Origin of the sequence: Agreia sp. Leaf283, assembly GCF_001422485.1 — a bacterium.
Classification (GTDB): domain Bacteria; phylum Actinomycetota; class Actinomycetes; order Actinomycetales; family Microbacteriaceae; genus Agreia.
This window is the reverse complement of sequence record NZ_LMNF01000001.1, coordinates 1,663,568-1,684,026: the sequence shown is the minus strand read 5'-3', so window position 1 is coordinate 1,684,026 and position 20,459 is coordinate 1,663,568. Positions and strand designations below refer to the sequence as shown.

21 protein-coding genes are annotated in these 20,459 nt (G+C 70.0%); 11 read left to right on the top strand and 10 right to left on the bottom strand.

The genetic code is table 11. The features are described 5' to 3' along the window. Positions 1–7: 7 nt before the first annotated feature. The 5 genes from ASF51_RS07595 to ASF51_RS07575 all read right to left on the bottom strand — a co-directional run bounded on the left by ASF51_RS07595 (position 8) and on the right by ASF51_RS07575 (position 3,912). A complete protein-coding gene (locus ASF51_RS07595) occupies positions 8–598 on the bottom strand; it encodes a DJ-1/PfpI family protein (RefSeq protein WP_055927013.1) in 591 nt (196 codons plus the stop codon). Positions 599–619: 21 nt separating this feature from the next. Further along, complete coding sequence (locus tag ASF51_RS07590) at positions 620–1,231, bottom strand: HD domain-containing protein (RefSeq protein WP_055927011.1); 612 nt, start codon at positions 1,229–1,231, stop codon at positions 620–622. Positions 1,232–1,367: 136 nt separating this feature from the next. Next, on the bottom strand, positions 1,368–1,670 hold the full coding sequence (locus tag ASF51_RS07585; RefSeq protein ID WP_055927009.1) for a DUF427 domain-containing protein: 303 nt from the start codon (positions 1,668–1,670) through the stop codon (positions 1,368–1,370). A 36-nt stretch (positions 1,671–1,706) separates the two neighbouring features. After that, positions 1,707–2,870, bottom strand: coding sequence for an AI-2E family transporter (locus tag ASF51_RS07580; RefSeq protein WP_055927007.1), 1,164 nt, complete (start codon positions 2,868–2,870; stop codon positions 1,707–1,709). A gap of 37 nt (positions 2,871–2,907) precedes the next feature. Next, complete coding sequence (locus ASF51_RS07575) at positions 2,908–3,912, bottom strand: isopenicillin N synthase family oxygenase (RefSeq protein WP_055927005.1); 1,005 nt, start codon at positions 3,910–3,912, stop codon at positions 2,908–2,910. A 129-nt stretch (positions 3,913–4,041) separates the two neighbouring features. Between ASF51_RS07575 and ASF51_RS07570 the strand changes: the two genes are divergently transcribed. The 3 genes from ASF51_RS07570 to ASF51_RS07560 all read left to right on the top strand — a co-directional run bounded on the left by ASF51_RS07570 (position 4,042) and on the right by ASF51_RS07560 (position 7,074). Then, complete coding sequence (locus ASF51_RS07570) at positions 4,042–4,647, top strand: hypothetical protein (RefSeq protein WP_200926099.1); 606 nt, start codon at positions 4,042–4,044, stop codon at positions 4,645–4,647. Positions 4,648–4,656: 9 nt separating this feature from the next. Next, positions 4,657–5,286, top strand: coding sequence for a DUF1684 domain-containing protein (locus tag ASF51_RS07565; RefSeq protein ID WP_055927003.1), 630 nt, complete (start codon positions 4,657–4,659; stop codon positions 5,284–5,286). Between the two features lie 243 nt (positions 5,287–5,529). Continuing rightward, positions 5,530–7,074, top strand: coding sequence for a DEAD/DEAH box helicase (locus ASF51_RS07560; protein WP_082479618.1), 1,545 nt, complete (start codon positions 5,530–5,532; stop codon positions 7,072–7,074). Between the two features lie 161 nt (positions 7,075–7,235). Here the strand turns inward: ASF51_RS07560 and ASF51_RS07555 are convergent, their stop codons facing one another. Further along, positions 7,236–7,832 (bottom strand): NUDIX hydrolase family protein, encoded by a 597-nt coding sequence (locus ASF51_RS07555; protein WP_055927001.1) that lies wholly within the window; start codon positions 7,830–7,832, stop codon positions 7,236–7,238. A 76-nt stretch (positions 7,833–7,908) separates the two neighbouring features. On the opposite strand from ASF51_RS07555, the gene ASF51_RS07550 reads away from it, so the two are divergent. The 6 genes from ASF51_RS07550 (at position 7,909) to ybaK (ending at position 15,839) form a co-directional block, all read left to right on the top strand. Next, a complete protein-coding gene (locus ASF51_RS07550; protein ID WP_055927000.1) occupies positions 7,909–12,681 on the top strand; it encodes an ATP-dependent helicase in 4,773 nt (1,590 codons plus the stop codon). A gap of 9 nt (positions 12,682–12,690) precedes the next feature. Next, the gene (locus ASF51_RS07545; protein ID WP_055926998.1) at positions 12,691–13,479 is read left to right on the top strand and encodes a DNA-formamidopyrimidine glycosylase family protein; all 789 of its coding nucleotides are present in this window, start codon (positions 12,691–12,693) and stop codon (positions 13,477–13,479) included. Between the two features lie 71 nt (positions 13,480–13,550). Next, positions 13,551–13,829, top strand: coding sequence for a metal-sensitive transcriptional regulator (locus ASF51_RS07540; RefSeq protein WP_055926996.1), 279 nt, complete (start codon positions 13,551–13,553; stop codon positions 13,827–13,829). A 76-nt stretch (positions 13,830–13,905) separates the two neighbouring features. Continuing rightward, on the top strand, positions 13,906–14,571 hold the full coding sequence (locus ASF51_RS19335; RefSeq protein WP_162236932.1) for a hypothetical protein: 666 nt from the start codon (positions 13,906–13,908) through the stop codon (positions 14,569–14,571). Positions 14,572–14,615: 44 nt separating this feature from the next. Beyond that, on the top strand, positions 14,616–15,335 hold the full coding sequence (locus tag ASF51_RS07530; protein ID WP_162236931.1) for an alpha/beta hydrolase: 720 nt from the start codon (positions 14,616–14,618) through the stop codon (positions 15,333–15,335). A gap of 9 nt (positions 15,336–15,344) precedes the next feature. After that, a complete protein-coding gene (ybaK, locus tag ASF51_RS07525; protein ID WP_055926990.1) occupies positions 15,345–15,839 on the top strand; it encodes a Cys-tRNA(Pro) deacylase in 495 nt (164 codons plus the stop codon). Between the two features lie 4 nt (positions 15,840–15,843). On the opposite strand, the gene ASF51_RS07520 is transcribed toward ybaK, so the two are convergent. Together ASF51_RS07520 and ASF51_RS19025 are read right to left on the bottom strand one after the other, a co-directional pair. Continuing rightward, positions 15,844–16,743, bottom strand: a complete 900-nt coding sequence (locus ASF51_RS07520) for a hypothetical protein (protein WP_055926988.1) — start codon at positions 16,741–16,743, stop codon at positions 15,844–15,846. 28 nt (positions 16,744–16,771) lie between these two features. Then, positions 16,772–17,842, bottom strand: coding sequence for a LysR family transcriptional regulator (locus ASF51_RS19025; RefSeq protein WP_055926986.1), 1,071 nt, complete (start codon positions 17,840–17,842; stop codon positions 16,772–16,774). Between the two features lie 60 nt (positions 17,843–17,902). On the opposite strand from ASF51_RS19025, the gene ASF51_RS07510 reads away from it, so the two are divergent. Together ASF51_RS07510 and ASF51_RS07505 are read left to right on the top strand one after the other, a co-directional pair. Next, a complete protein-coding gene (locus ASF51_RS07510; protein ID WP_055926984.1) occupies positions 17,903–18,337 on the top strand; it encodes a DUF5997 family protein in 435 nt (144 codons plus the stop codon). 20 nt (positions 18,338–18,357) lie between these two features. Next, entirely contained in the window at positions 18,358–19,446 is a 1,089-nt protein-coding gene (locus ASF51_RS07505; protein ID WP_055926982.1) for a VIT1/CCC1 transporter family protein, read from the top strand. A gap of 60 nt (positions 19,447–19,506) precedes the next feature. On the opposite strand, the gene ASF51_RS19410 is transcribed toward ASF51_RS07505, so the two are convergent. Further along, on the bottom strand, positions 19,507–19,644 hold the full coding sequence (locus tag ASF51_RS19410; RefSeq protein WP_200920326.1) for a hypothetical protein: 138 nt from the start codon (positions 19,642–19,644) through the stop codon (positions 19,507–19,509). Positions 19,645–19,748: 104 nt separating this feature from the next. Next, on the bottom strand, positions 19,749–20,363 hold the full coding sequence (locus ASF51_RS07500) for a DUF2510 domain-containing protein (RefSeq protein WP_055926980.1): 615 nt from the start codon (positions 20,361–20,363) through the stop codon (positions 19,749–19,751). Positions 20,364–20,459 lie beyond the last annotated feature (96 nt).

Sequence of the window (20,459 nt, the reverse complement as noted above, 5' to 3'; positions counted from 1 at the left end):
GTGGGGCTCAGACGGGCGGCTGCGGGTCGTACTGGATGCCGCGGCGCACCTCGCGGGCGCGTTCGACTCCCGCGAGACGTGCGACGAGATGCAGAGCCATGTCTATGCCCGCCGAGACACCCGCCGACGTGATCACGTCGCCGTCGTCGACGAAGCGATCGTCGGGGCGCACCTCGATGCTCGGGTCGAGTTCGCCGAGCCGCTCGAGCGAACCCCAGTGCGTCGTCGCCGGCCGGTGGCCGAGGATGCCGGCGGCCGCGTAGACGAGCGAGCCGGTGCAGACACTGGTCATCAGGGGAACCGCGGCTCGCTGCGCGCGCACCCACTCGATCCGCGCCTCGTCGACGAGGTGCCTGCGAGTGCCGCGTCCGCCCGGATAGATGAGCACCTCGAGAGGCGGTGCGGCATCCACCCGCACATCGGGCAGAATGCGCATGCCCTTGGCGCAGGTGACGGGGTCGAGCGAATCGGCCATCATCAGCACGTCGTACCCGTCCTCGGGGTTCGTGCGCGTCCACCACGAGAGCACCTCCCACGGACCGACGGCGTCGAGTTCCTCGACGTCGTCGAACAACAGAATGCCGATGTGCTTGGTCATGGTGACACCCTATCCGCACACTCAGAACGCTTCGCTGACTCCCGTGTTGTGCGGATCGTCGTGGTGCGCGCGCACGAGACTCGCCGGCCACGAGTTGCGCGGGGCCTTCTCCGGCCTGCGCAGGGCCTGTTCGAGCACCGCGTCGCCGAGGTGCTTCTCGACGTCGAGGCGAGGATAGGCCTCCTCGATCGCACTCCGCTCTGCCGCCGCGACCGTGTCGAGGCCGAAGTCGCCGCGCACGCCGAGGCGAGTCAGCCGCGTGATCGGTCCTCGGTGTTCGGCGATCTGGGGCGAGGTGTGCAGGGCGATGGCCTCCCAGACCAGGTCGGTGTCGGCGGCGGACATCCCTTCGGCGGCCAGGAAGCGTGCGGCCGCATCGGCGCCGTCGACCTCGAACCGCAGCTCGCCGTCGGCCTCGTCCGTCGTTCCGATGTCGTGCAGCACGCAGGCGAGGAACAGAAGATCGGCGTCGAAGTCCTGGCCCGCAGCGAGGCCGTCGGATGCCGCCACCACGCGGGCATGCAGGAAGGTGCGAACGCTGTGGTTGGCGATGGAGCGCTCCTCGGTGCGCTGCACCCAGTCGAGCGCGCGAAGCGCGGTGTCACCGGTGGGCAGCTGAAGGAGTTCCGTCATGCCTCGACGCTAGCCCGAGGCCCCTGAGCCCGATGCTCTGCAACCGGCCAATGTGGCACGAGATTCCGCCGAGTTGCACGAAAACGCCGCCTCACCCGACGGGGAGGCGGCGTTTTCGTGCAACTCGACGAGACGACTACTCGACGACCTGGACTTCCTTCCAGAACGCGACGTAGTTGCTGAAGTCCTTGCCCACGCGGTCGAACGAGGCGGGGTAGGGCTTCGGGTAGCTCCAGGCGCGATCCTTGAGGCTCGCGCCGCTGTCGCTCACGCTGAAGTACTGGCACTCGCCCTTCCATGGACAGGTGTACGGCGTGTCGCTGGGAGTGAGCAGGTCGACGTTCACGCTCGACGGGGGAAAGTACCAGTTCCCTTCGATGGCGATCAGATCTTCCTTGGGTGCCTCGGCGATGACGGTGCCGTTGACGACTGCTTTCATGATGAAACCTCCTGCCGCAACGCTACGCCCTCGGCGTCACCGTGAGTCCTGAATCGGGCGGATCACCCGCTGGAAGATCAGGATTCCCGCAGCGACCACGGGCACGGCGACGAGCGCACCGAGGATGCCTCCGAGAGCCGCTCCGCCGATCGCCGCCACGATGACGAGCACGCCGGGCACGGCGACCGCCTTGGCCATGACCCGCGGGGTGAGTATGTAGGCCTCGACCTGCAGGTAGATCAGCATGATGATCGCGAAGATGAGGGCGCCCAGGGGGTTGAGCGTGAGGATCGACACGGCTCCGATCGTCGTTCCGAGAATGGGACCGACCACGGGGATGAGGGCGCAGACGAAGGCGACCAGGGCGAGCAGAAGGGGTGCCGGGCCGCCCACGATGAGAACGAGGATCAGGGTGATGGTGGCGTTCGCGAGAGCCAGCACGAACTGGCCGGCCACGTACTTGCCGACCGACTCCAGGATCTCCTCCGTGATCTCCCTGAATCCCGCGCGACGCGATTGGGGAACCGCCTGGTAGACGGTCGCCATGACGCCGCGGAGCGTCAGCGTGAGGTAGATGGTGAGCACGGTCACCACGATCACGGCCGTGATTCCCTCGAAGACGCCCGACCCCACCGAGAGCAGCCCGCCGCCGATCGACAGGAGCTTGTCGGGATCGGAGAGGAACGAGGTGATGTCCTTGATGATCGAGTCGAGGTCGAGCGAGGTGCCCAGCTGGTCGCTGATCCAGATAACCCACGGCTGCGCCAGCAGTCGGTCGGTCAGCTCGCTCGCGTGGGAGATCAGGTAATTCGCCTGCCGAACGAGGTTGGGCACGATGGCCAGGGCGACGCCGCCGATCACCGCGAGTGCGAGCACGGCCACTCCGAGCGATGCGGCCCAGCGCGGAATGTTGTGCCGCTCGGCGAGCTTCATCAGCGGCTCGAGCGCCAGCGCGATGAAGTACGCGATGCCGATGTACACGAACACGGTCGACAGCGAGCCGAGGGCACCCCACACCCCGAGCCCGACGCAGGCGCCGAGCGCCCCCAGCAGACCGATGAGAAAGGGGTTGAACCGGATGCGCCGCTGCGGCACGCGAGCCTCTTCGGCTCGGCGGGTGGGCACCCTGCCGAGCGTCGAACGGACTCTCGGCGAGGTGTTCGGTCGACGGCGGGGCGAATGCGAGTCGGCTCGTGTCATTGCTCGAGGCTAGTGGACACGGGCTCTTCGGCTCACGTCAGAGCAGGTCGGCGTGGTGGATCGCCGCGACGTCCGGGTGAGCGCGCAGGCGGTAGCGCAGCACGTTCTCGCCGTAGACCTGCAGGATCGGGCTGTCGTCGGGATCGGGCGTCACGCCCGTGGCCTCTGACTGCAGGGCCGCAGGCAGCGGGATCACCGGGATCGACGCATCCAATGCGGGGTTGAAGAAGAACGGGATGGAGATGCGGTCGCTGCCGATCGACGGCGAGATCACGCGGTGCACCGTGGCCTTGAGGTAGCCGTTCGTGGCGTACTCGAGCAGCTCGCCGATGTTCACGACGAAGGCGCCGGGCACGGGCGGGGCGTCGATCCACTCGTCGCCGTGCGCGACCTGGAGGCCGCCCTTGCCGGGCTCGACGAGGAGCAGGGTGAGCGCGCCGCCGTCGCGGTGGGCACCGACACCCTGCTTCGGGGTCGGGTCGCTCTTGCCGGGGTAGCGAACGATCTTGATCAGGGTCGACGGACGCTCGGCGAACGCCGCGTCGAAGACGTGCGGGTCGGCACCGAGCGAGGCGGCCCAGGCCTGCAGAAGCCGGATGCTGATGGCCGACAGCTCGTCGTGCCACCGGGTGACGACATCCTGCAGTTCGGGCAGCGCGTCGGGCCACAGGTTCGGGCCTTCGAGCCGCCAGTAGTCGGAAACACCCTCGCCGCGCTCGACCGTCTCGCGCTCGCTGCCGATGTCGATCTGCTCGCGCCAGTCGACCTTGCCCTGCGTGAGCTCTCCGCCGACCCGGGTGTAGCCGCGGAATTGCGGGCTGAGCACGTTCTCGATCGACAGCTTGTCTGCCTCGGGAAGGTCGAAGAACCGCCGCGACGTCTCGAGCACGCGGCTCACGAGCGACTCGGGAACGCCGTGACCCGTGAGATAGAAGAATCCGTAGTCATGGGTGGCACGGCGCAGGTCGTTGCGGAAAGCCTCCGCCTCGTCGGGCGAGGCATCGAGGCGGGAGAAGTCGAGAACGGGCAGGCTCTGGGTCATGGATTCAGGCTGGCACCTCGATCGGCCATCGCCAAATTGCATTACGACGTATTGAGCGGGCGTGCAATGGCAGGCGTCCGACTTGTCGCAGACGGGCCTGCCGCGCAGACTGGGCGGTGGAGGCCACCCATGAGAGTTCTGCTGAAATTCGTGCTCGACACCGATCCGGATGCCGCGTGGCGGGCCATCCGGAGCCCCGCCGTTTTTCGCGAGGTGTCGAGTCCGTTCCTGAAGATTCGGTCGCTCAGCGCCGACGGCTTTCCGACCATCTGGCAGCCGGGACAGCATCCCGTCGAGATCGAGGGCGGCGGCCTGATCCCGCTGGGCAAGCAGATCATCCGGCTCTCCTTCCTGGAGCGGCCCGACGGGGTGCGCATCGTGCGCGACTCGGGCCGCGGCGTCTCGGGTGCCGTCGCCATCCCCACGACCTGGGATCACCAGATGGCCATCTCGCCCGACCCGGCCGGAACGGGCAAGACTCTCTACCGAGACCGGCTGATCATCGGAGCGGGCGTGCTGACGCCCGCCGCCTGGTACGGCATGTGGGCGTTCTGGCAGTGGCGCGGGGCGCGACTCCGGCAGCTCGCGCCGACGTGGGCGTTCGATCCGCCGCTCCCGTCGTCCCCTTCGTCCCCTGAGCCTGTCGAAGGGGACCCTGTCGACGGCCCTTCGACAAGCTCAGGGACCGGCTCAGGGAACGGGGCTGTCGGAGCCGATCCCGACATCTCGGCGTAGCCTGATCCGATGACCTCCGCTGTTTCCGCCATCCAGGTCGCCGACTGGCGCCAACGCGTCTTCGCTCTTTACACCGAGGTGCGCCTGCTCGCGCTGGTGAACGCCGAAGCCGCCCATACCGTGTGGCGCGACGGGCGCGACGAACTGTTCCGCACGCATCCGCAGACCCCCCTGCTGCCCGACGACCGACCCGGCTTCACCGGCCTGCCCGTGGCACCCTACGACCCGGCCTGGCGATTCGAGGTCGAGATCACGGCCCCGGATGCGCCGGGCGGCTTCGATTTCGAGACCGGCACCGACGGGGTCGTGCCGTTCGAACTCGTCGGGCACGCGAGCATCCCCGAGGTGGGCAGGCTCGACGTCTGGCGCCTGCGCTCCTACGGAGGCGGACTGTTCATTCCCGTCCGCGACGGGCTCGCGGGAACTCCCGACGGAACCTACGGCGGCGGGCGCTACCTCATCGATTCGATCAAGGGCGCCCACCTGGGCGAGGGCGACACACCCGGGTCGCTGGTGCTCGACTTCAACTTCGCCTACAACCCCTCGTGCGCCTACGACCCGGCCTGGGCCTGCCCGCTCGCTCCTCTCGGAAACCGCGTCTCCGCCGGGATTCCGGTGGGCGAGCTGTATGTGCGCTAGGCTGTAATCACTTGGGAGCGCGATCGTGCGCTCCCTGCGTCGTAGAACGCACCTTGCGGTTCGGGCCTCGTGCCTGAAATCCGCGAAAACTTTCTCACGGCGAACGGAAGTGCCTACTGGCACCTTCGCCATCATTTCCGCACAGTCGCGGCATGGCCGAGAGAGTCTGTGCGAAACAGCATCTCTGTGCGATGCCGTCGTGTCACGCTGCGGACCCGATGCCTGAAAGGCACCGAAACAGCTATGTCAACACCCACCTTCTCCTCGCTCGGCGTTCCCGCGCCCGTCGTGGCCGCGCTCACCAACGCCGGCATCACCGAGCCCTTCCCCATCCAGCTCGACACCCTTCCCGACACCCTCGCCGGACGCGACGTTCTCGGCCGCGGAAAGACGGGCTCGGGCAAGACGCTCGCGTTCTCCATTCCGATGGTCGCCCGCCTCGGCGGCGCACTCTCCGGCGGCCAGCGCCGCTCGGGTCGCCCGCTCGGCCTGGTACTCGCGCCGACCCGTGAGCTCGCCACCCAGATCTCCGCGGTGCTCCAGCCGCTCGCCGACGCCTACGGCCTGAAGTCGACCACCATCTTCGGTGGCGTGTCGCAGCAGCGCCAGGTTGCAGCCCTCAAGGCCGGCGTCGACATCATCGTCGCCTGCCCGGGCCGTCTCGAAGACCTCATGAAGCAGGGCTTCGTGTCACTCGACGCCATCGAGATCACCGTGCTCGACGAGGCCGACCACATGGCCGACCTGGGCTTCCTGCCCGTCGTCACGCGCATCCTCGACAAGACCCCGCGCGGCGGACAGCGCCTGCTGTTCTCCGCCACGCTCGACAACGGCGTAGACAAGCTCGTGCGCAAGTTCCTGCAGAACGAGGTGCTGCACTCGGTCGACGAGGCCACCAGCCACGTCGAGCTCATGACCCACCACGTGTTCGAGGTCGACGGCGCCACCGCCAAGACCGAGCTCGTTCAGAAGCTCGCCTCGGGCACCGGCCGTCGCATCCTGTTCATGCGCACCAAGCACCACGCCAAGAAGCTGGCCCGCCAGCTGATCGACGCCGGCATCCCCGCCGTCGACCTGCACGGCAACCTCTCGCAGGTCGCCCGCGACCGCAACCTCGCAGCTTTCAGCGCCGGTGACGTGAAGGTTCTCGTCGCCACCGACGTCGCCGCCCGCGGCGTGCACGTCGACGACATCGAGCTCGTCATCCACGTCGACCCGCCGGCAGAGCACAAGGCGTACCTGCACCGCTCGGGCCGCACCGCCCGCGCGGGAAGCGCCGGAGACGTCGTCACCGTGATGCTGCCGACGCAGAAGAAGGACACGGCCGATCTGCTCCGCAAGGCGGCCATCCAGGTCACCCCGCAGCGCGTCACGGCGAACTCGCCCGCCGTCACCGAGCTCGTCGGCGAGCTGGCCGAGTGGGTCAAGCCCGCTCCCCGCGCCGCCGTTCAGGTTCAGGGCACCCCGCGCCGCCAGGGCGGATCGCAGGGCGCCAACGCCCAGCGCAAGCGCACACAGCGCGACGGTTCGCCGTCCGCCGGCGGCGGCGAGGGTCGTCCCCGTCGTGACCGCTCGGGCCGTCCCGCGACCGCAGGCGCCCCGGCTTCGGCCGGTGGAGCCCGCCGCGGCGGCAACGGCGGAGGCCGCGCAGCGGCCCCGGCCGGTGGCTCGTCACGCACCTACTCCACGTCGACCGGTGGCCAGGGCGGCTACGCGGCCGGCGCATCGGCATCCGGCAACGGCGGCGCCAGCGGCGCTCGTCGCCAGGGACGCCGCGCCCAGGGCTAGCAGCCCGCGCTTCGCCTGAACGGGCGGAGATCAGTGCATCCGACGCGAATACCGCGTCGGGTCCTCTGGTCTCCGCCCGTTCGTGCGTTCCGTTCCCTGAGCCTGTCGTTCCCTGAGCCTGTCGAAGGGCTGCTCTTCGACAAGCTCAGGGAACGGCGCGCCTAGATCAGGCGGCCTACCGAGGCCAGCGCCGCCCGCAGCAGCGAGCCGCGGCCGCCCTCGAACTCGGCAGACAGCTCGTCGGATGCCGCCTCCTGGGGAGTCATCCAGGTCACCTCGAGCGCGTCCTGGCGTGGCTCGCAGGTTCCGGTGACGGGCACCACGTAGGCGAGCGAGACGGCGTGCTGACGCTCATCGTAGAACTGGGTGACGCCCGGAAGCGGGAAGTACTCCGCCACCGAGAACGGGATCGGGCTCGCGGGCAGCTGCGGGAACGCCATGGGCCCCAGGTCTTTCTCGAGGTGGCGGAAGAGGGCATCCCTCAGCGTCTCGCCGTACATGACCCGACCCGAGACGAGGGTGCGCGTGATGGAGCCTGTGGGCGTGGCCCGCAGGAGCATGCCCACCTCGGTGACCTGGCCCAGGCCGTCGACCCTCACGGGAACGGCCTCGACGTAGAGCAACGGCAGGCGCCGACGGATCTCGGCGAGCTCGATGTCGCTGAGCCAGCCCGGATTGGTGTTCTGCGACGGTGTGGGCGGGATGTTGCTGCCCTCGGGGGTCCACTCGGGATCGGGGTCTGGAGTTCTCACGCTCATAGTCCATTCTTACCCACGAGACCAGCCGTCGGCGCCGCAGGACACACTGTCGGCGGCATGCGTGAGGATGGAGCATATGGGCGACGTGCTCGACAGGTTCTCCCCCGCGACCCGGCAGTGGTTCCGCGGGGCGTTCAGCGCGCCCACGCCCGCGCAGCTCGGAGCGTGGCAGGCGGTCTCCTCCGGAGCGAACGCGCTCGTCGTCGCTCCCACCGGATCGGGCAAGACGCTGTCGGCGTTCCTGTGGTCGATCGACAGGCTCACGTCGCAGCCCCCGCCCGCGAAGGCCGGCGTGCGGGTTCTCTACATCTCGCCGCTCAAGGCCCTCGCCGTCGACGTCGAGCGCAACCTGCGTTCCCCGCTCGTGGGCATCACGCAAACGGCCAGGCTCCTGGGCACCGAGCCCCCGAACATCCAGGTGGGCGTGCGCAGCGGCGACACGACGCAGGCCGACCGCCGCACCCAGTCAAAGAACCCGCCCGACATCCTCATCACCACGCCCGAGTCGCTGTTCCTGATGCTCACCTCGGCCGCGCGCGAGTCGCTCTCGACCGTCGAGACGGTCATCATCGACGAGGTGCACGCGGTCGCGGCCACCAAGCGCGGCGCGCACCTCGCGGTCTCGCTCGAACGCCTCGACCTGCTCCTCGACAAGCCGGCCCAGCGCATCGGACTGTCGGCCACGGTGCGTCCGCGCGAAGAGGTGGCTCGCTTCCTGGCCGGCGGCCGTCCGGTCACCATCGTGGCTCCGACCTCGACCAAGAAGTTCGACCTGCAGGTCGTCGTTCCGGTCGACGACATGACCGCCCTTCCATCGGCGGGCGAGCGCGAGGGCTCTGCGGCGGGGGCCTTGCGGGAGGACGACGGGTCGGGTGGCGGCCAGGGCTCTATCTGGCCGCACGTCGAAGAGAGCATCGTCGACCGCATCCTGGCCCACCGCTCGTCGATCGTCTTCGCCAACTCTCGTCGGCTGGCCGAGCGGCTCACGGCTCGGCTGAATGAGATCTACCTCGAGCGGCGCGAGGCGTCTCTTGCCGACTCGCTCCCTGAGCTTGTCGAAGGGCACGAGCTTGTCGAAGGGCACGATTCCCTTCGACAGGCTCAGGGAACGGGAACGCAGGCTCAGCGAGCGAAGGCTGCGCCCGCCCAGGTCATGGGCCAGGCCGGGCAGACCAAGGGGCTCCCGGCCAGCGTCAGCGCGCGGGCGGGCGACGGCGCCGACGAGCCGATCCTCGCGCGCGCCCACCACGGCTCCGTCTCGAAAGAGCAACGGGCGGTCATCGAAGACGACCTCAAGACGGGGCGGCTGCGCTGCGTCGTCGCCACCTCGAGCCTCGAACTCGGCATCGACATGGGCGCCGTCGACCTCGTCGTGCAGGTGGAGTCGCCGCCGAGCGTCGCCAGCGGCCTGCAGCGCGTCGGCCGCGCCGGTCACCAGGTGGGCGAGGTGTCCCGCGGCATCCTGTACCCCAAGCACCGCGCCGATCTGCTGCACTCCGCGGTCGCCTCGCTGCGCATGACAGAGGGCCTCATCGAGTCGCTGTCGGTGCCCACGAATCCGCTCGATATCCTCGCCCAGCAGACCGTCGCCGCCTGCGCTCTCGAGCCGATCGACGTCGAGGAGTGGTTCGACACGGTGCGACGCAGCGCCCCCTTCGCGGGCCTCCCGCGCTCGGCCTACGAGGCCACGCTCGACCTGCTCGCGGGCCGCTATCCGTCCGACGAGTTCGCCGAGCTCCGACCCCGTCTGGTGTGGGATCGCGACGCCGGAACGCTCACGGGCCGCCCCGGCGCGCAGCGGCTCGCGGTCACGAGCGGCGGAACCATCCCCGACCGCGGCCTCTTCGGCGTCTTCATGGTCGGCGGCGCCGCATCCGAGCAGGCGACGGGTACCGCATCCACGGCCAAGGGCGGCAACCGGGTGGGCGAGCTCGACGAGGAGATGGTCTACGAGTCGCGCGTCGGCGACGTCTTCGCGCTCGGTGCCACGAGCTGGCGCATCCAGGAGATCACGCACGACAGGGTTCTGGTCACGCCCGCATTCGGCGAGCCCGGCCGTCTCCCGTTCTGGCGCGGAGACGGCCAGGGCCGCCCGGCCGAACTCGGTCGAGCGATCGGCGAGTTCACCCGCCAGCTGGCGGGGGCGGATGCCGAGGGCCGCGCCCGCATGACCGCGAGCGCGGGGCTCGACGAGCGCGCGGCGAACAACCTCGTCACCTTCGTGGTCGAACAGCGCGAGGCCACCGGCCACGTGCCCAGCGACAAGACCCTCGTCATCGAGCGCTTCCGCGACGAGCTCGGCGACTGGCGCGTCATCCTGCACTCCCCCTTCGGCATGCAGGTGCACTCGCCATGGTCGCTGGCCATCGGCGCGCGCCTGCGCGAGCGCTTCGGCATCGACGGCGCATCCGTGGCCAACGACGACGGCATCATCCTTCGCCTGCCCGATACCGAGAGCGAGCCGCCCGGCGCCGAGCTGTTCCTGTTCGAGGCCGACGAGCTCGAGCAGATCGTCACTCAAGAGGTGGGTGGCTCGGCCCTGTTCGCCTCGCGCTTCCGTGAGAACGCCGCCCGCGCCCTGCTCCTGCCCCGGCAGAACCCCGGCAAGCGCTCGCCGCTCTGGCAGCAGCGCCAGCGCAGCGCCCAGCTGCTCGATGTGGCCCGCAAGTTCCCGAGCTTCCCCATCATCCTCGAGACCATTCGAGAGTGCCTGCAAGACGTCTACGACCTGCCCGCCCTCATCGGCCTCGCCCGCGACCTCGAGGCGCGGCGCATCCGGGTGGTCGAGTCCGAGACCCAGGAGCCGTCGCCCTTCGCCAAGTCGCTGCTCTTCGGCTACGTCGCCTCGTTCGTCTACGAGGGCGACAGCCCCCTCGCCGAGCGCCGCGCCGCCGCGCTGTCGCTCGACCCCACACTGCTGTCCGAGCTGCTGGGCCGCGCCGAGCTGCGTGAACTCCTCGACCCCGGGGTCATCGCACAGACCGAGCTCGAGCTGCAGCGGCTCGCGCCCGACCGCAAGGCTCGAGACGCCGAGGGAGTGGCCGACCTCATCCGCGTGCTCGGTCCGCTGTCGTTGGCCGAGGTCACCGCGAGGCTCGTCGACGAGGCCGCACCCCGGGCATCCGAGATTCTGGCCCAGCTCGTCGACGCCCGCCGCGCGCTCGTCGTGACCATCGCGTCAGACCAGCGCTGGGCCGCCATCGAAGACGCCGGCCGCCTGCGCGACGCGCTCGGAGTGCCCGTTCCCTACGGCGTTCCCGACGCGTTCATCGAGCCCGTGCCCGATCCCGTCGCAGACCTGGTGGCCCGCTACGCCCGCACCCACGCGCCGTTCACGGTGGGCGAGGCGGCGAGCCGCTACGGCCTCGGCTCCGCCGTCGTTCTGGATGCGCTGCGCCGGCTCGAGAGCGCCCGGCGCGTGATCGAGGGCGAGTTCAGGCCCCTGGGCGCCGACACCCCGAACGCGGCGCGAACCGAGTGGAGCGACGTCGAGGTGCTCCGTCGGCTGCGGCGCCGCTCGCTCGCGGCCCTGCGGCACGAGGTCGAGCCTGTCGACACGGCGACCCTCGCCCGCTTCCTGCCCTCGTGGCAGCACGTCGGCGGCACCCTACGCGGAGTCGACGGGGTCGCGACCGTCATCGACCAGCTGGCCGGGGTGCCGATTCCCGCTTCGGCCTGGGAGACCCTGATCCTGCCGAGCCGCGTGCGCGAGTACAGCCCCGCCATGCTCGACGAGCTCACCGCCACGGGCGAGGTGGTCTGGTCGGGCGCCGGCTCCCTGCCGGGCAACGACGGCTGGGTCTCCCTGCACCTCGCCGAGACCGCGCCGCTCACCATTCCGCTCGCCGAACCTCTCGAGGCCACGACGCTGCAGCACGCCGTTCTCGCAGCGCTGCAAGGCGGGGGCGCATACTTCTTCCGAGCCCTCTCAGACACGGTGGGCACCGCTCTGGGCGGCGCGGTCGACGACGCCGAACTCGTGACCGCGCTGTGGGATCTGGTGTGGGCCGGCCGGGTCACGAACGACACCCTCGCGCCCCTGCGCTCGCTCACGGGCGGCGGCAAGTCGGCGCACAGCACGAAGCGCGCGGCGCCCCGTTCCAAGCTCTATCGCGGGCGCTCCTATGCGCGTCCCACGATGGTCACCCGCATCGGCCCACCGACGGCGGGCGGGCGCTGGTCTCTGCTTCCCGAGCCCGAGACCGATGCCACCGTGCGCGGCCACGCGCTCGGTGACATGCTGCTCGAACGCTACGGCGTCGTCACCAAGGGCGCGGTGGTCGCCGAGCGCATCGTGGGCGGCTTCGCGCTCGCCTATCGACTGCTCTCCGGCTTCGAGGAGACGGGACGCGCCCGGCGCGGCTATTTCGTCGAGACCCTCGGCGCATCCCAGTTCGCCACCGGCGGCACGATCGACCGGCTGCGCTCGTTCACGGCCGAGGCCCTCGCCGAGCGCGGTCCGGGCAAGAACGACGGGTCTGTCGCAGACAGTGCCGTGACGCTGGCGGCCACAGATCCGGCGAACCCCTACGGCGCGGCCCTCCCCTGGCCTGGCGGCACGGGTCACCGACCGGGCCGCAAGGCGGGCGCGCTCGTCGTTCTGGTCGAGGGCCGCCTGGTTCTCTATGTCGAGCGCGGGGGAAAGACCCTGCTCTCGTTCGCGGCGAACAACGACGAGCTGGCCACCGCCGCCGCCTCACTGGCCGCCACCGTCGTCTCCGGTCGCGTCGCCAAGCTCACCGTCGAGAAGGTCAACGGCGAGTACGCCCTGGGCACAGACATCGGTCGTGCCCTCGAGACCGCCGGATTCGGCGCGACCCCGCAAGGCTTCCGCCTGCGCGCCTCGTAGGAGTTCGCGATGCCCGAAGGCGACACCGTCTACCGAACCGCGCGACACCTCGACCAGGCCCTCGCCGGAGCCACGCTGATCCGCAGCGACTTCCGCGTTCCGCAGTTCGCCGAACTCGACCTCGCGGGCGACGTCGTCGAGGGCGTGGCCAGCGTCGGCAAGCACCTGCTCACCCGCGTCGGCGACGTCAGCATCCACACCCACCTCAAGATGGAGGGGTCGTGGCACCTGTACCGGCCGACGTCGGCGTGGAAGAGACCGGCCTACGCCGCGAGGATCGTTCTGACCACGGCCGACTGGGTCGCGGTGGGCTTCGACCTCGGCACGGTCGAGGTCGTCGCCCGCACCGACGAGGAGTCAGTCGTGGGCTACCTGGGGCCCGACGTGCTCGACCCCGACTGGAACGACTTCCTGGCATCCGAGGCGGTGCTGCGCCTCTCCGCGCAGCCCGAACGCGAGACCCACGTCGCCCTGCTCGACCAGCGCAACCTCGCGGGCCTCGGCAACGTCTACGCCAACGAGCTCTGCTTCCTGCGCGGCGTCCTGCCGACGCGGCCGATCGGCGAGATCGCAGATCTGCCCGCTCTCGTCGCCCTCGGGCACCGCGTGATCCTGGCGAACCGCGATCGCACCGAGCGCTCCACCACCGGCGACCTGCGGCCGGGCAGGCAGAGCTGGGTCTATCGCCGCGAGGGCCAGCCGTGCCGCCGGTGCGGCACGCGCATCCGGGCCGGCAAGCTGGGGGCCGACGCGTTGTCGCTGCGCGACGTGTACTGGTGCCCCCGCTGCCAGAGCTGACCCATGCCTCGCCCCGGGCATCCTGGCATACCCCGGGGAGGTACGGCCGCGCGAGGCAGTATTCTGGCCTCGTGATCGACGACATCAAGAAGCGCGCCCTGCACCGCACCCGCATACTCGAGGGGCAGCTGCGCGGCCTCGAGAAGATGATCGAGAACGAGGAGTACTGCCTCGACATCATCACGCAGTCCCTCGCCATTCAGAAGTCGCTCGGCTCGCTCAACAAGCTCATGGTCGAGAACCACCTGAAGACCCACGTCACCGAGATGTTCGAGGCGGGCGGCGAGACGCGCGACGGCGCCATCGACGAGCTCGTCAAGATCTACGAGCTCAGCCGCAACCGGTCGTGACCTCGTCGACTTGAATCCGTCGGCGGTGCACCCATAATCTCGAGGTCGGACGAGACCGCGAGAGAAGGGGAATCCAGTGGCGCCGAAGACGGGTCGACGAGCAAGGATCGTGGTCGCGGTGGTCGTGACCGCCGGCATCCTCACCGGATGCAGCGGGGCCGGCTCGGGCGACGACACGGCGGGATCGTCGCTCGGCGAACCGCAGGCGACTGCTCCCGCCGCCGGGGCCGGCACAACGCCGAGCGCCGAGGAGTCACCGACGACGAGTGGCGGATATCCTACGTGCGACGAGGCGAAGGCGGCGCTCGGCCCTGAGGTGAGCAGCCTCATCGAGCTCGAGGGCAGCGACAACGGCATCACGACGGGCGTCGACGGGCCCGAGCTCATCTGCAGCTGGCACACGCCGGAGACCGACGGCTCGAGTATCGACGTCGAGGAGTACGGCGGCATCTCGATCGGAATCTCGCGCGACCCCGAGTACACGGAGGAGAGCATGGAGCCGGTCGGATGGACGGTCGACGTTCCCGCGGTGTCTGCGGCCGGGGCGTGGGCACTCAAGGTCGGTGGCGGGTACGACCCGGCCGAGCAGCTCGACATCACCGGCGTCCAGGTGATCCGCGATGGCGTCGTCGTGGTCCTGACCTCCGGCGGTGTGGCACTTCAGGATGTTCCTCAGCTGGCCTCCCTCACCAACGAGTGGGCCATGAACGGCGGCGTGGCCCTGCTCGATCTCGTGCGCTGACCGGTTCTGCCCGAGAGTCCCGGCGCTCGGGTATCGTCGTGATGGTGACCGACTTCTCCCCGACCCAGCCCGTCATCGACGATCGGGCCGTGGTGTGGTCGATCCCCCGCGATGAGCTCGCGGCACGCATCCCGGGCTCTCGACTGCTCGTGATCATGCACGGTTACGGTTCGCACGAGGCCGACCTCATCTCGCTCGCCCCGCACCTGCCGGGCGACATCGTGTGCGCCTCGCTGCGCGCGCCGCTCATCGCTCCGGCCCCGATCCAGAACGGCTTCGCCTGGTTCCAGATCGGCGCGCCGGGCAATCCCGAACCGAGCGGGGTGGATGCCGCTGCACGCGGAGTGCTCGCCTGGCTCGACGGCCTCACGTCGGCCTACGGGTCGCCGGCCGCTGTCTCGACGCTCGGCTTCTCGCAGGGCGGCGCGATGGCCCTGCAGCTGCTGCGCCACGACCCGCATCGCTTCGCCTCGACGGTGAACCTGTCGGGCTTCTCCATCTCGGGCGAGGCCCCGGCCGACGACGAGCTCGAGACCCTGCGACCCCGCGTCTTCTGGGGACGTGACGAGCGCGATCCCATCATCCCGCCCTCGGCGGTCGCCCGCACGGCCACGTGGCTCGAGACGCACGCCACCGCCGATGCACGCCTCTACCCCGGAGCCGGTCACGGCATCACCGGCGACGAGGTGTCCGACGTGCGGGGGTTCCTCGAGCAGACGCTGCTGGCCGCCTCGCCCGCTGCGGACGCTCCCGCAGCCGGCTGATCGCGGAACATGGCCAAGAAGAACGCCGCCGCGCCGACCACGGCGGCCACGACCGCACTCGGCCGTGCGGGCATCCCGTTCGTTCCCCACGCCTACGCCCATGACCCCGCGGTCACCGACTTCGGCTCGGAGGCCGCCGAGGCGCTGGGAATCGACCCGGCGCGCGTGTTCAAGACGCTCATGGTCGACACCGACGCGGGTCTCGGCATCGGCATCGTGCCCGTGAGCGGCATGCTCGATCTCAAGGCGCTCGCCTCGTCGCTCGGCGGCAAACGGGCGGCCATGGCAGACATCGCCGTGGCCGAACGCAAGAGCGGCTATGTGGTCGGAGGCATCAGCCCGTTCGGCCAGCGGACTCCCCTGCCGACGGTGCTCGACGACTCCGCGCTCGAGTTCGACACGATCCTCGTCTCGGGCGGTCGACGCGGTTTCGACATCGAGCTGGCGCCCGCCGCAGTGCTGGAGGCGACCGGCGGAACGGCCGCGCGCATCCGGCGCCTCTGACGGGTCAGCCGAGCCGGTCGTCGGTGAGTTCGGCGTCGTCGAGCATGGCCAGCCAGCGAGTGAGGAACAGCGCCCCGGCCTCGTCGTGGATCAGGTCGCCGGCCGTCAAGACCGGATACGCGGTATCGGGGATGCCATCGGCCGGCCGCACGTCGACGTGCGCCACCGTCTCGCCTCGCTCGTGCAGCCACGTGGCCATGGCGTAGTCGCCCCGGGAGTCACCCATCGTGCGCCACTCGAGCGGCATCTCGCCGGTTCCCTCGAGCAGGGCGAACGTGCGCTCGGCGCCGAAGTCCTTGCCGACCCGCAGCGACTCGAAGTCGGTGGAGATGATCGACGGGTCGGCGCGGTACTGAACGGCACCGGATGCGTCGGGGTAGTCGACATCGCCGCGTCGCGCTCCGAAGCCCCGCGCGTTGAGCAGGGCGATGGCCGCCTCGTCGATCTCGAGCTGGCGCGCGAGGAAGGACTCCGTCGACACGTCGATGCGCTGCTCGAACGTGACCGTGGCCCGCTTGGTCTCGTCGTAGAAGACGAGGTCGGCGTAGTTCTCGGCCACGAGCGCTCGCACGTCGTCGTCGAAGCCGGCCGGCGGGGTGAGCGAGGAGTCGATCGAGACCTCGCCCGCTCCCTGCGGAGTGATCTCGAACCAGGTCGCCCCCTTCTCGCAGATGGCGTAGACGCGGGCGTGCGGCTGCAGGCCGGCGGCGAGGAGCGGCTCGACGACCTCCCCCGCGATGAACACGTCGGAGCGCCCGGTGTTGAAGATCACCGGAACGCCCGCGTTCGCGAGCGCCGCCAGGTCACGACTGATCGACGGAATGACGATCGAGCGGGTCACCGGGCTGGCGATGGGCCCGTCGACGTCGAGGAGGAGTCCGAAGCGGGGAGCAGAAGAGGTCACTGCCCCATTGTTCCGTACGCGCGTTCGGTCAGCGGCCCTTCTTGCGGTAGCCGCCGGACGGGCGCGGCTTGCGGGCGGTGCCGAGCGGGCGCGGCGTCTTCGCGGCGGCACCCTTGCCGGAGGCGGCGCCCTTGCCCGAGCCCGCTCCCTTGCCCGAGGCGGCTCCCGTGCGGGGCTTCTTCGGGGCGGCTGCACGCGGCTTCTCCTCGGGGGCGGAGACGGCCGCCCGCGAGCTCGACGTGCGGCGGCCGCGCACGATGCCGATGAACTCCTCGATGCGCTCCGACGTCTCGTCTGCGAGCCAGACGATGGCGATCTGCGTCTCGGGAAGGTCGAGCACCGGGCGGGCGACCACGTCTTTGCGCGCGTGCAGTCGGGCGACCGAGTGGGGAAGCACGGCGATGCCCGTTCCCGCGGCCACGAGGTCGATGGCGTCTTCGACGGACGCGGGCGCCGGCAGGTCGACACGCGTGCCCTCGATCATCTCGGTCGCCTGTTCCGCCCATCCCTCGACCTCGGCCGGGTTTTGCACGAGATGCTCGTCGAGCAGCTCGGCGAGGCGCACCTCCTCGAGCAGGGAGAGCGCGTTGTCTTTCGAGACGACGACCACGGGCACCTCGTCGTAGAGGCGGATGGCGCTGAGACCGTCGCGCTCGATCGGCAGGCGCACGAACGCCACGTCGACGGTCGCGTCGCGCACTCCGGAGACTCGCGCATCCTCGGCGACGGGCCGCACCTCGAGCGGGATGTCGGGGTGGCGCTCCGCCCACTCGGTGGTCCACTTCGTGACGGTCACGCCGGGAACGAACGACAGTCGGAACGGAACGGGCTTCGCCGCCTCCTCCGCCTCGAGGGCTGCGCGCTCGTCGCCCGCCACGATCAGAGCCGGGGCGTCGTCGAGAAGCTGCCGTCCGGCATCCGTCAGCACCGTGCCCTGCTGCTCGCGATCGAAGAGCGGGTACCCCAGAAGCCCTTCGAGTTCGACGATCGCCTTGCTCAACCGGGTGCGGGCGATGCCCAGCGACGCGGCGGCGCGCCCGAAATGCAGCTCGGTGGCCACGGCCGTGTACCAGCGAAGTGTGGTCGGATCGATCTGCACGAAAAGCTCCTCACGCTTCGCGCCGGGCTTCCGGCGCGGTCTCAGGCTACCCTTGGCATCATGACGCCCGCGAAAACCCCCCAGACCATGAAGCCCGCGACGGCGGCCAAGAAGCTCGGCGTGCTGCTCGAGGCCACGCCCGCAGAATTCCAGCAGGGCACGGTCACGCGCACCGAACTCGACGAGCTGCTCTCCACGCCGCCCGAGTGGGTGGTGCAGCTGCGCCTCGCCGGTCCGCACCCGCGCCAGATCATCGCATCGAAGCTCGGCGTCACCATCTCGGGCCTCGCCCGCGGCGGCGTCACCGAGCCGCTCACGACGGCCGAGATCCAGGACCTGCTCGCCAACCGACCCGAGTGGCTCGTTCGCGAACGCGCCACGCAGGCCGAGGTACGCCGCGAGGCCGCCCGCGTGAAGCAGCTCAACGAGGACAAGGCTCGCAAGGCCGCCCACGTCGCGCGCCAGGAGAGCCAGCGCGCCGCCGCCGGCAACTGACCGAGTCCGACACCGCCGCCGTGAGCAGCGAGGCGCAGCGCACCCCGCGCGCATCCGAGATCCGCCGTTGGCGCGGCTACCTGGCAGACGAGCAGCTCGAGGCCGCCGTCTACCGGGACCTGGCCTCGAGGCGCACGGGCGAGGAGCGCGAGATCCTGCTCGCCCTCGCCGAGGCCGAAGCCCGCCACGAGGCCCACTGGCGCGCCCTGCTGGGCGACCAGATCGGGCCGACCCGTCGGGGCGCCCTGCGCACGCGTGTGCTCGGCTTCCTCGCCCGCCGCTTCGGGTCGGTCTTCGTGCTCGCGCTCGCCCAGCGAGCTGAGTCGCGCTCGCCCTACGACACCGATTCGGATGCGACGGCCGCCATGGCCGCAGACGAGCGCATCCACGAGGAGGTCGTTCGAGGACTCGCCACACGGGGTCGCATGCGGCTGAGCGGAACGTTCCGCGCGGCCGTGTTCGGCGCCAACGACGGACTCGTCTCCAACCTCGCGCTCGTGATCGGGATCTCGGCCAGCGGCGTCGGCAACAACGTCGTGCTGCTCACCGGCATCGCCGGCCTGCTCGCGGGAGCCCTGTCGATGGGAGCCGGCGAATACGTCTCGGTGCGGTCGCAGCGCGAACTGCTGGAGTCGTCGACGCCCGATCCCGGGGCGCGCACCGCCGTGGCCGACCTCGACGTCGACGCGAACGAGCTCGCCCTTGTCTACCGTGCTCGCGGAATGAGCGAGGCGGATGCCGACGCCCATGCCGCCGAGGTGCTGCAGACCCACGACCTGGCGCTCACGGCCGACCCGGCCGTGCACGCCGAGAGCGACGAGCACGAGGCCGTGGGCACGGGCATGAGCGCTGCCCTCTCGAGCTTCTGCTTCTTCGCGTCGGGCGCGATCATCCCGGTGCTGCCCTACCTGTTCGGCCTGTCCGGACTCGCGGCCCTCGTCGTGGCCGCCGTGCTCGTGGGCCTGGCGCTGCTCGGCACCGGCGCCGTGGTCGGCATCCTCTCCGGAGCGTCACCGCTCAAGCGCGGACTGCGCCAACTCGCGATCGGCTACGGCGCCGCGCTCGTGACCTACCTGCTTGGCCTGCTCTTCGGCACGACCGGGTTGTAGATCGCAGACGTGAGAAAGCCCCGCGCATGACAGTCATGTGCGGGGCTCTCTCAGACCTGGCTACTTCTTCTTGACGTTCGTCACCGCGTCGGTCGAGTGGTTCACAGAGCCGCTCTTCGTCTTCTTGTCGGCGCGCTTCTCCTTGAGACTGCGTGCGGCCGGCTTGGCTACGGCTTTTCGTGCGGACTTCTCGCCCATGGTGTACTCCCTCGTTCCGAGAGCCCGGCTGACTCCGTACCTGTGACCCTAGGCCCCGTTGGCACCGACGCAGGACCTTCAGCGGCGACTTGGCAGCAAGCCGCTCAACTGAACCCCGGCATGACGGCCATCGCCGTCGACACCGCGCCGACGACCTTGGCGATCACGACGATCATCGAGACCACGAAGACGGCGATGTAGACCCAGATCGGCAGGAGGCCCCTGCCGGAGCGGCGACGCACGATAACGGATCGTCCGATGATGTAGACGATTCCGCCGAGGAAGGTCCACGCCCAGTGGAAGGGGCGGTCGAAGCCCCGCTGCAGCAGCACCCGGCGATCGAGGAACGCGAACAGCACGCTCACTCCGTAGATCAGCCAGCCCGTTCCCTGCTCCACGAGGTAGCCCGGGTCGGAGTACTGCGCGAACGGATCGTCGGTCGACATCGACGCCCTCAGGTAGGAGTCCATGTCCCAGAACAGCAGCGTCACGAGCGACAACAGCGGCAGCAGCACGATCAGCCAGATCCAGGGCGTGTAGATCGGCGTGGAGGGGTCGACCCGTCGGGGCTCGTTGCTCGCGTACACCTGCAGGGCCGGGTCCGAGACGTGCTGCGTCCATTGCTGACCGTCCCACCAGCGTGTGCCCTGGCCTCCCGATGGATCCGGGTACCATCCCGCGGGCTGGGTCTGGCCGGCGTAGTCGTACGGATTCGTCACTGAAGCTCCTTTCGGCGCGCCCGGAGTGGCGTCGCCTCCAGCATAGGGAGGCCCTGCTCTCGACTAGGCTCATTCGCGACGTCACCCTCGAGTCGC

What these genes read in the sequence shown, in the direction of transcription:
- ASF51_RS07595 (WP_055927013.1), bottom strand. Translation starts at nt 598, where the DNA reads ATGACCAAGCACATCGGCATTCTGTTGTTCGACGACGTCGAGGAACTC.
- ASF51_RS07590 (WP_055927011.1), bottom strand. Translation starts at nt 1,231, where the DNA reads ATGACGGAACTCCTTCAGCTGCCCACCGGTGACACCGCGCTTCGCGCG.
- ASF51_RS07585 (WP_055927009.1), bottom strand. Translation starts at nt 1,670, where the DNA reads ATGAAAGCAGTCGTCAACGGCACCGTCATCGCCGAGGCACCCAAGGAA.
- ASF51_RS07580 (WP_055927007.1), bottom strand. Translation starts at nt 2,870, where the DNA reads ATGACACGAGCCGACTCGCATTCGCCCCGCCGTCGACCGAACACCTCG.
- ASF51_RS07575 (WP_055927005.1), bottom strand. Translation starts at nt 3,912, where the DNA reads ATGACCCAGAGCCTGCCCGTTCTCGACTTCTCCCGCCTCGATGCCTCG.
- ASF51_RS07570 (WP_200926099.1), top strand. Translation starts at nt 4,042, where the DNA reads ATGAGAGTTCTGCTGAAATTCGTGCTCGACACCGATCCGGATGCCGCG.
- ASF51_RS07565 (WP_055927003.1), top strand. Translation starts at nt 4,657, where the DNA reads ATGACCTCCGCTGTTTCCGCCATCCAGGTCGCCGACTGGCGCCAACGC.
- ASF51_RS07560 (WP_082479618.1), top strand. Translation starts at nt 5,530, where the DNA reads ATGTCAACACCCACCTTCTCCTCGCTCGGCGTTCCCGCGCCCGTCGTG.
- ASF51_RS07555 (WP_055927001.1), bottom strand. Translation starts at nt 7,832, where the DNA reads ATGAGCGTGAGAACTCCAGACCCCGATCCCGAGTGGACCCCCGAGGGC.
- ASF51_RS07550 (WP_055927000.1), top strand. Translation starts at nt 7,909, where the DNA reads ATGGGCGACGTGCTCGACAGGTTCTCCCCCGCGACCCGGCAGTGGTTC.
- ASF51_RS07545 (WP_055926998.1), top strand. Translation starts at nt 12,691, where the DNA reads ATGCCCGAAGGCGACACCGTCTACCGAACCGCGCGACACCTCGACCAG.
- ybaK (WP_055926990.1), top strand. Translation starts at nt 15,345, where the DNA reads ATGGCCAAGAAGAACGCCGCCGCGCCGACCACGGCGGCCACGACCGCA.
- ASF51_RS07510 (WP_055926984.1), top strand. Translation starts at nt 17,903, where the DNA reads ATGACGCCCGCGAAAACCCCCCAGACCATGAAGCCCGCGACGGCGGCC.
- ASF51_RS19410 (WP_200920326.1), bottom strand. Translation starts at nt 19,644, where the DNA reads ATGGGCGAGAAGTCCGCACGAAAAGCCGTAGCCAAGCCGGCCGCACGC.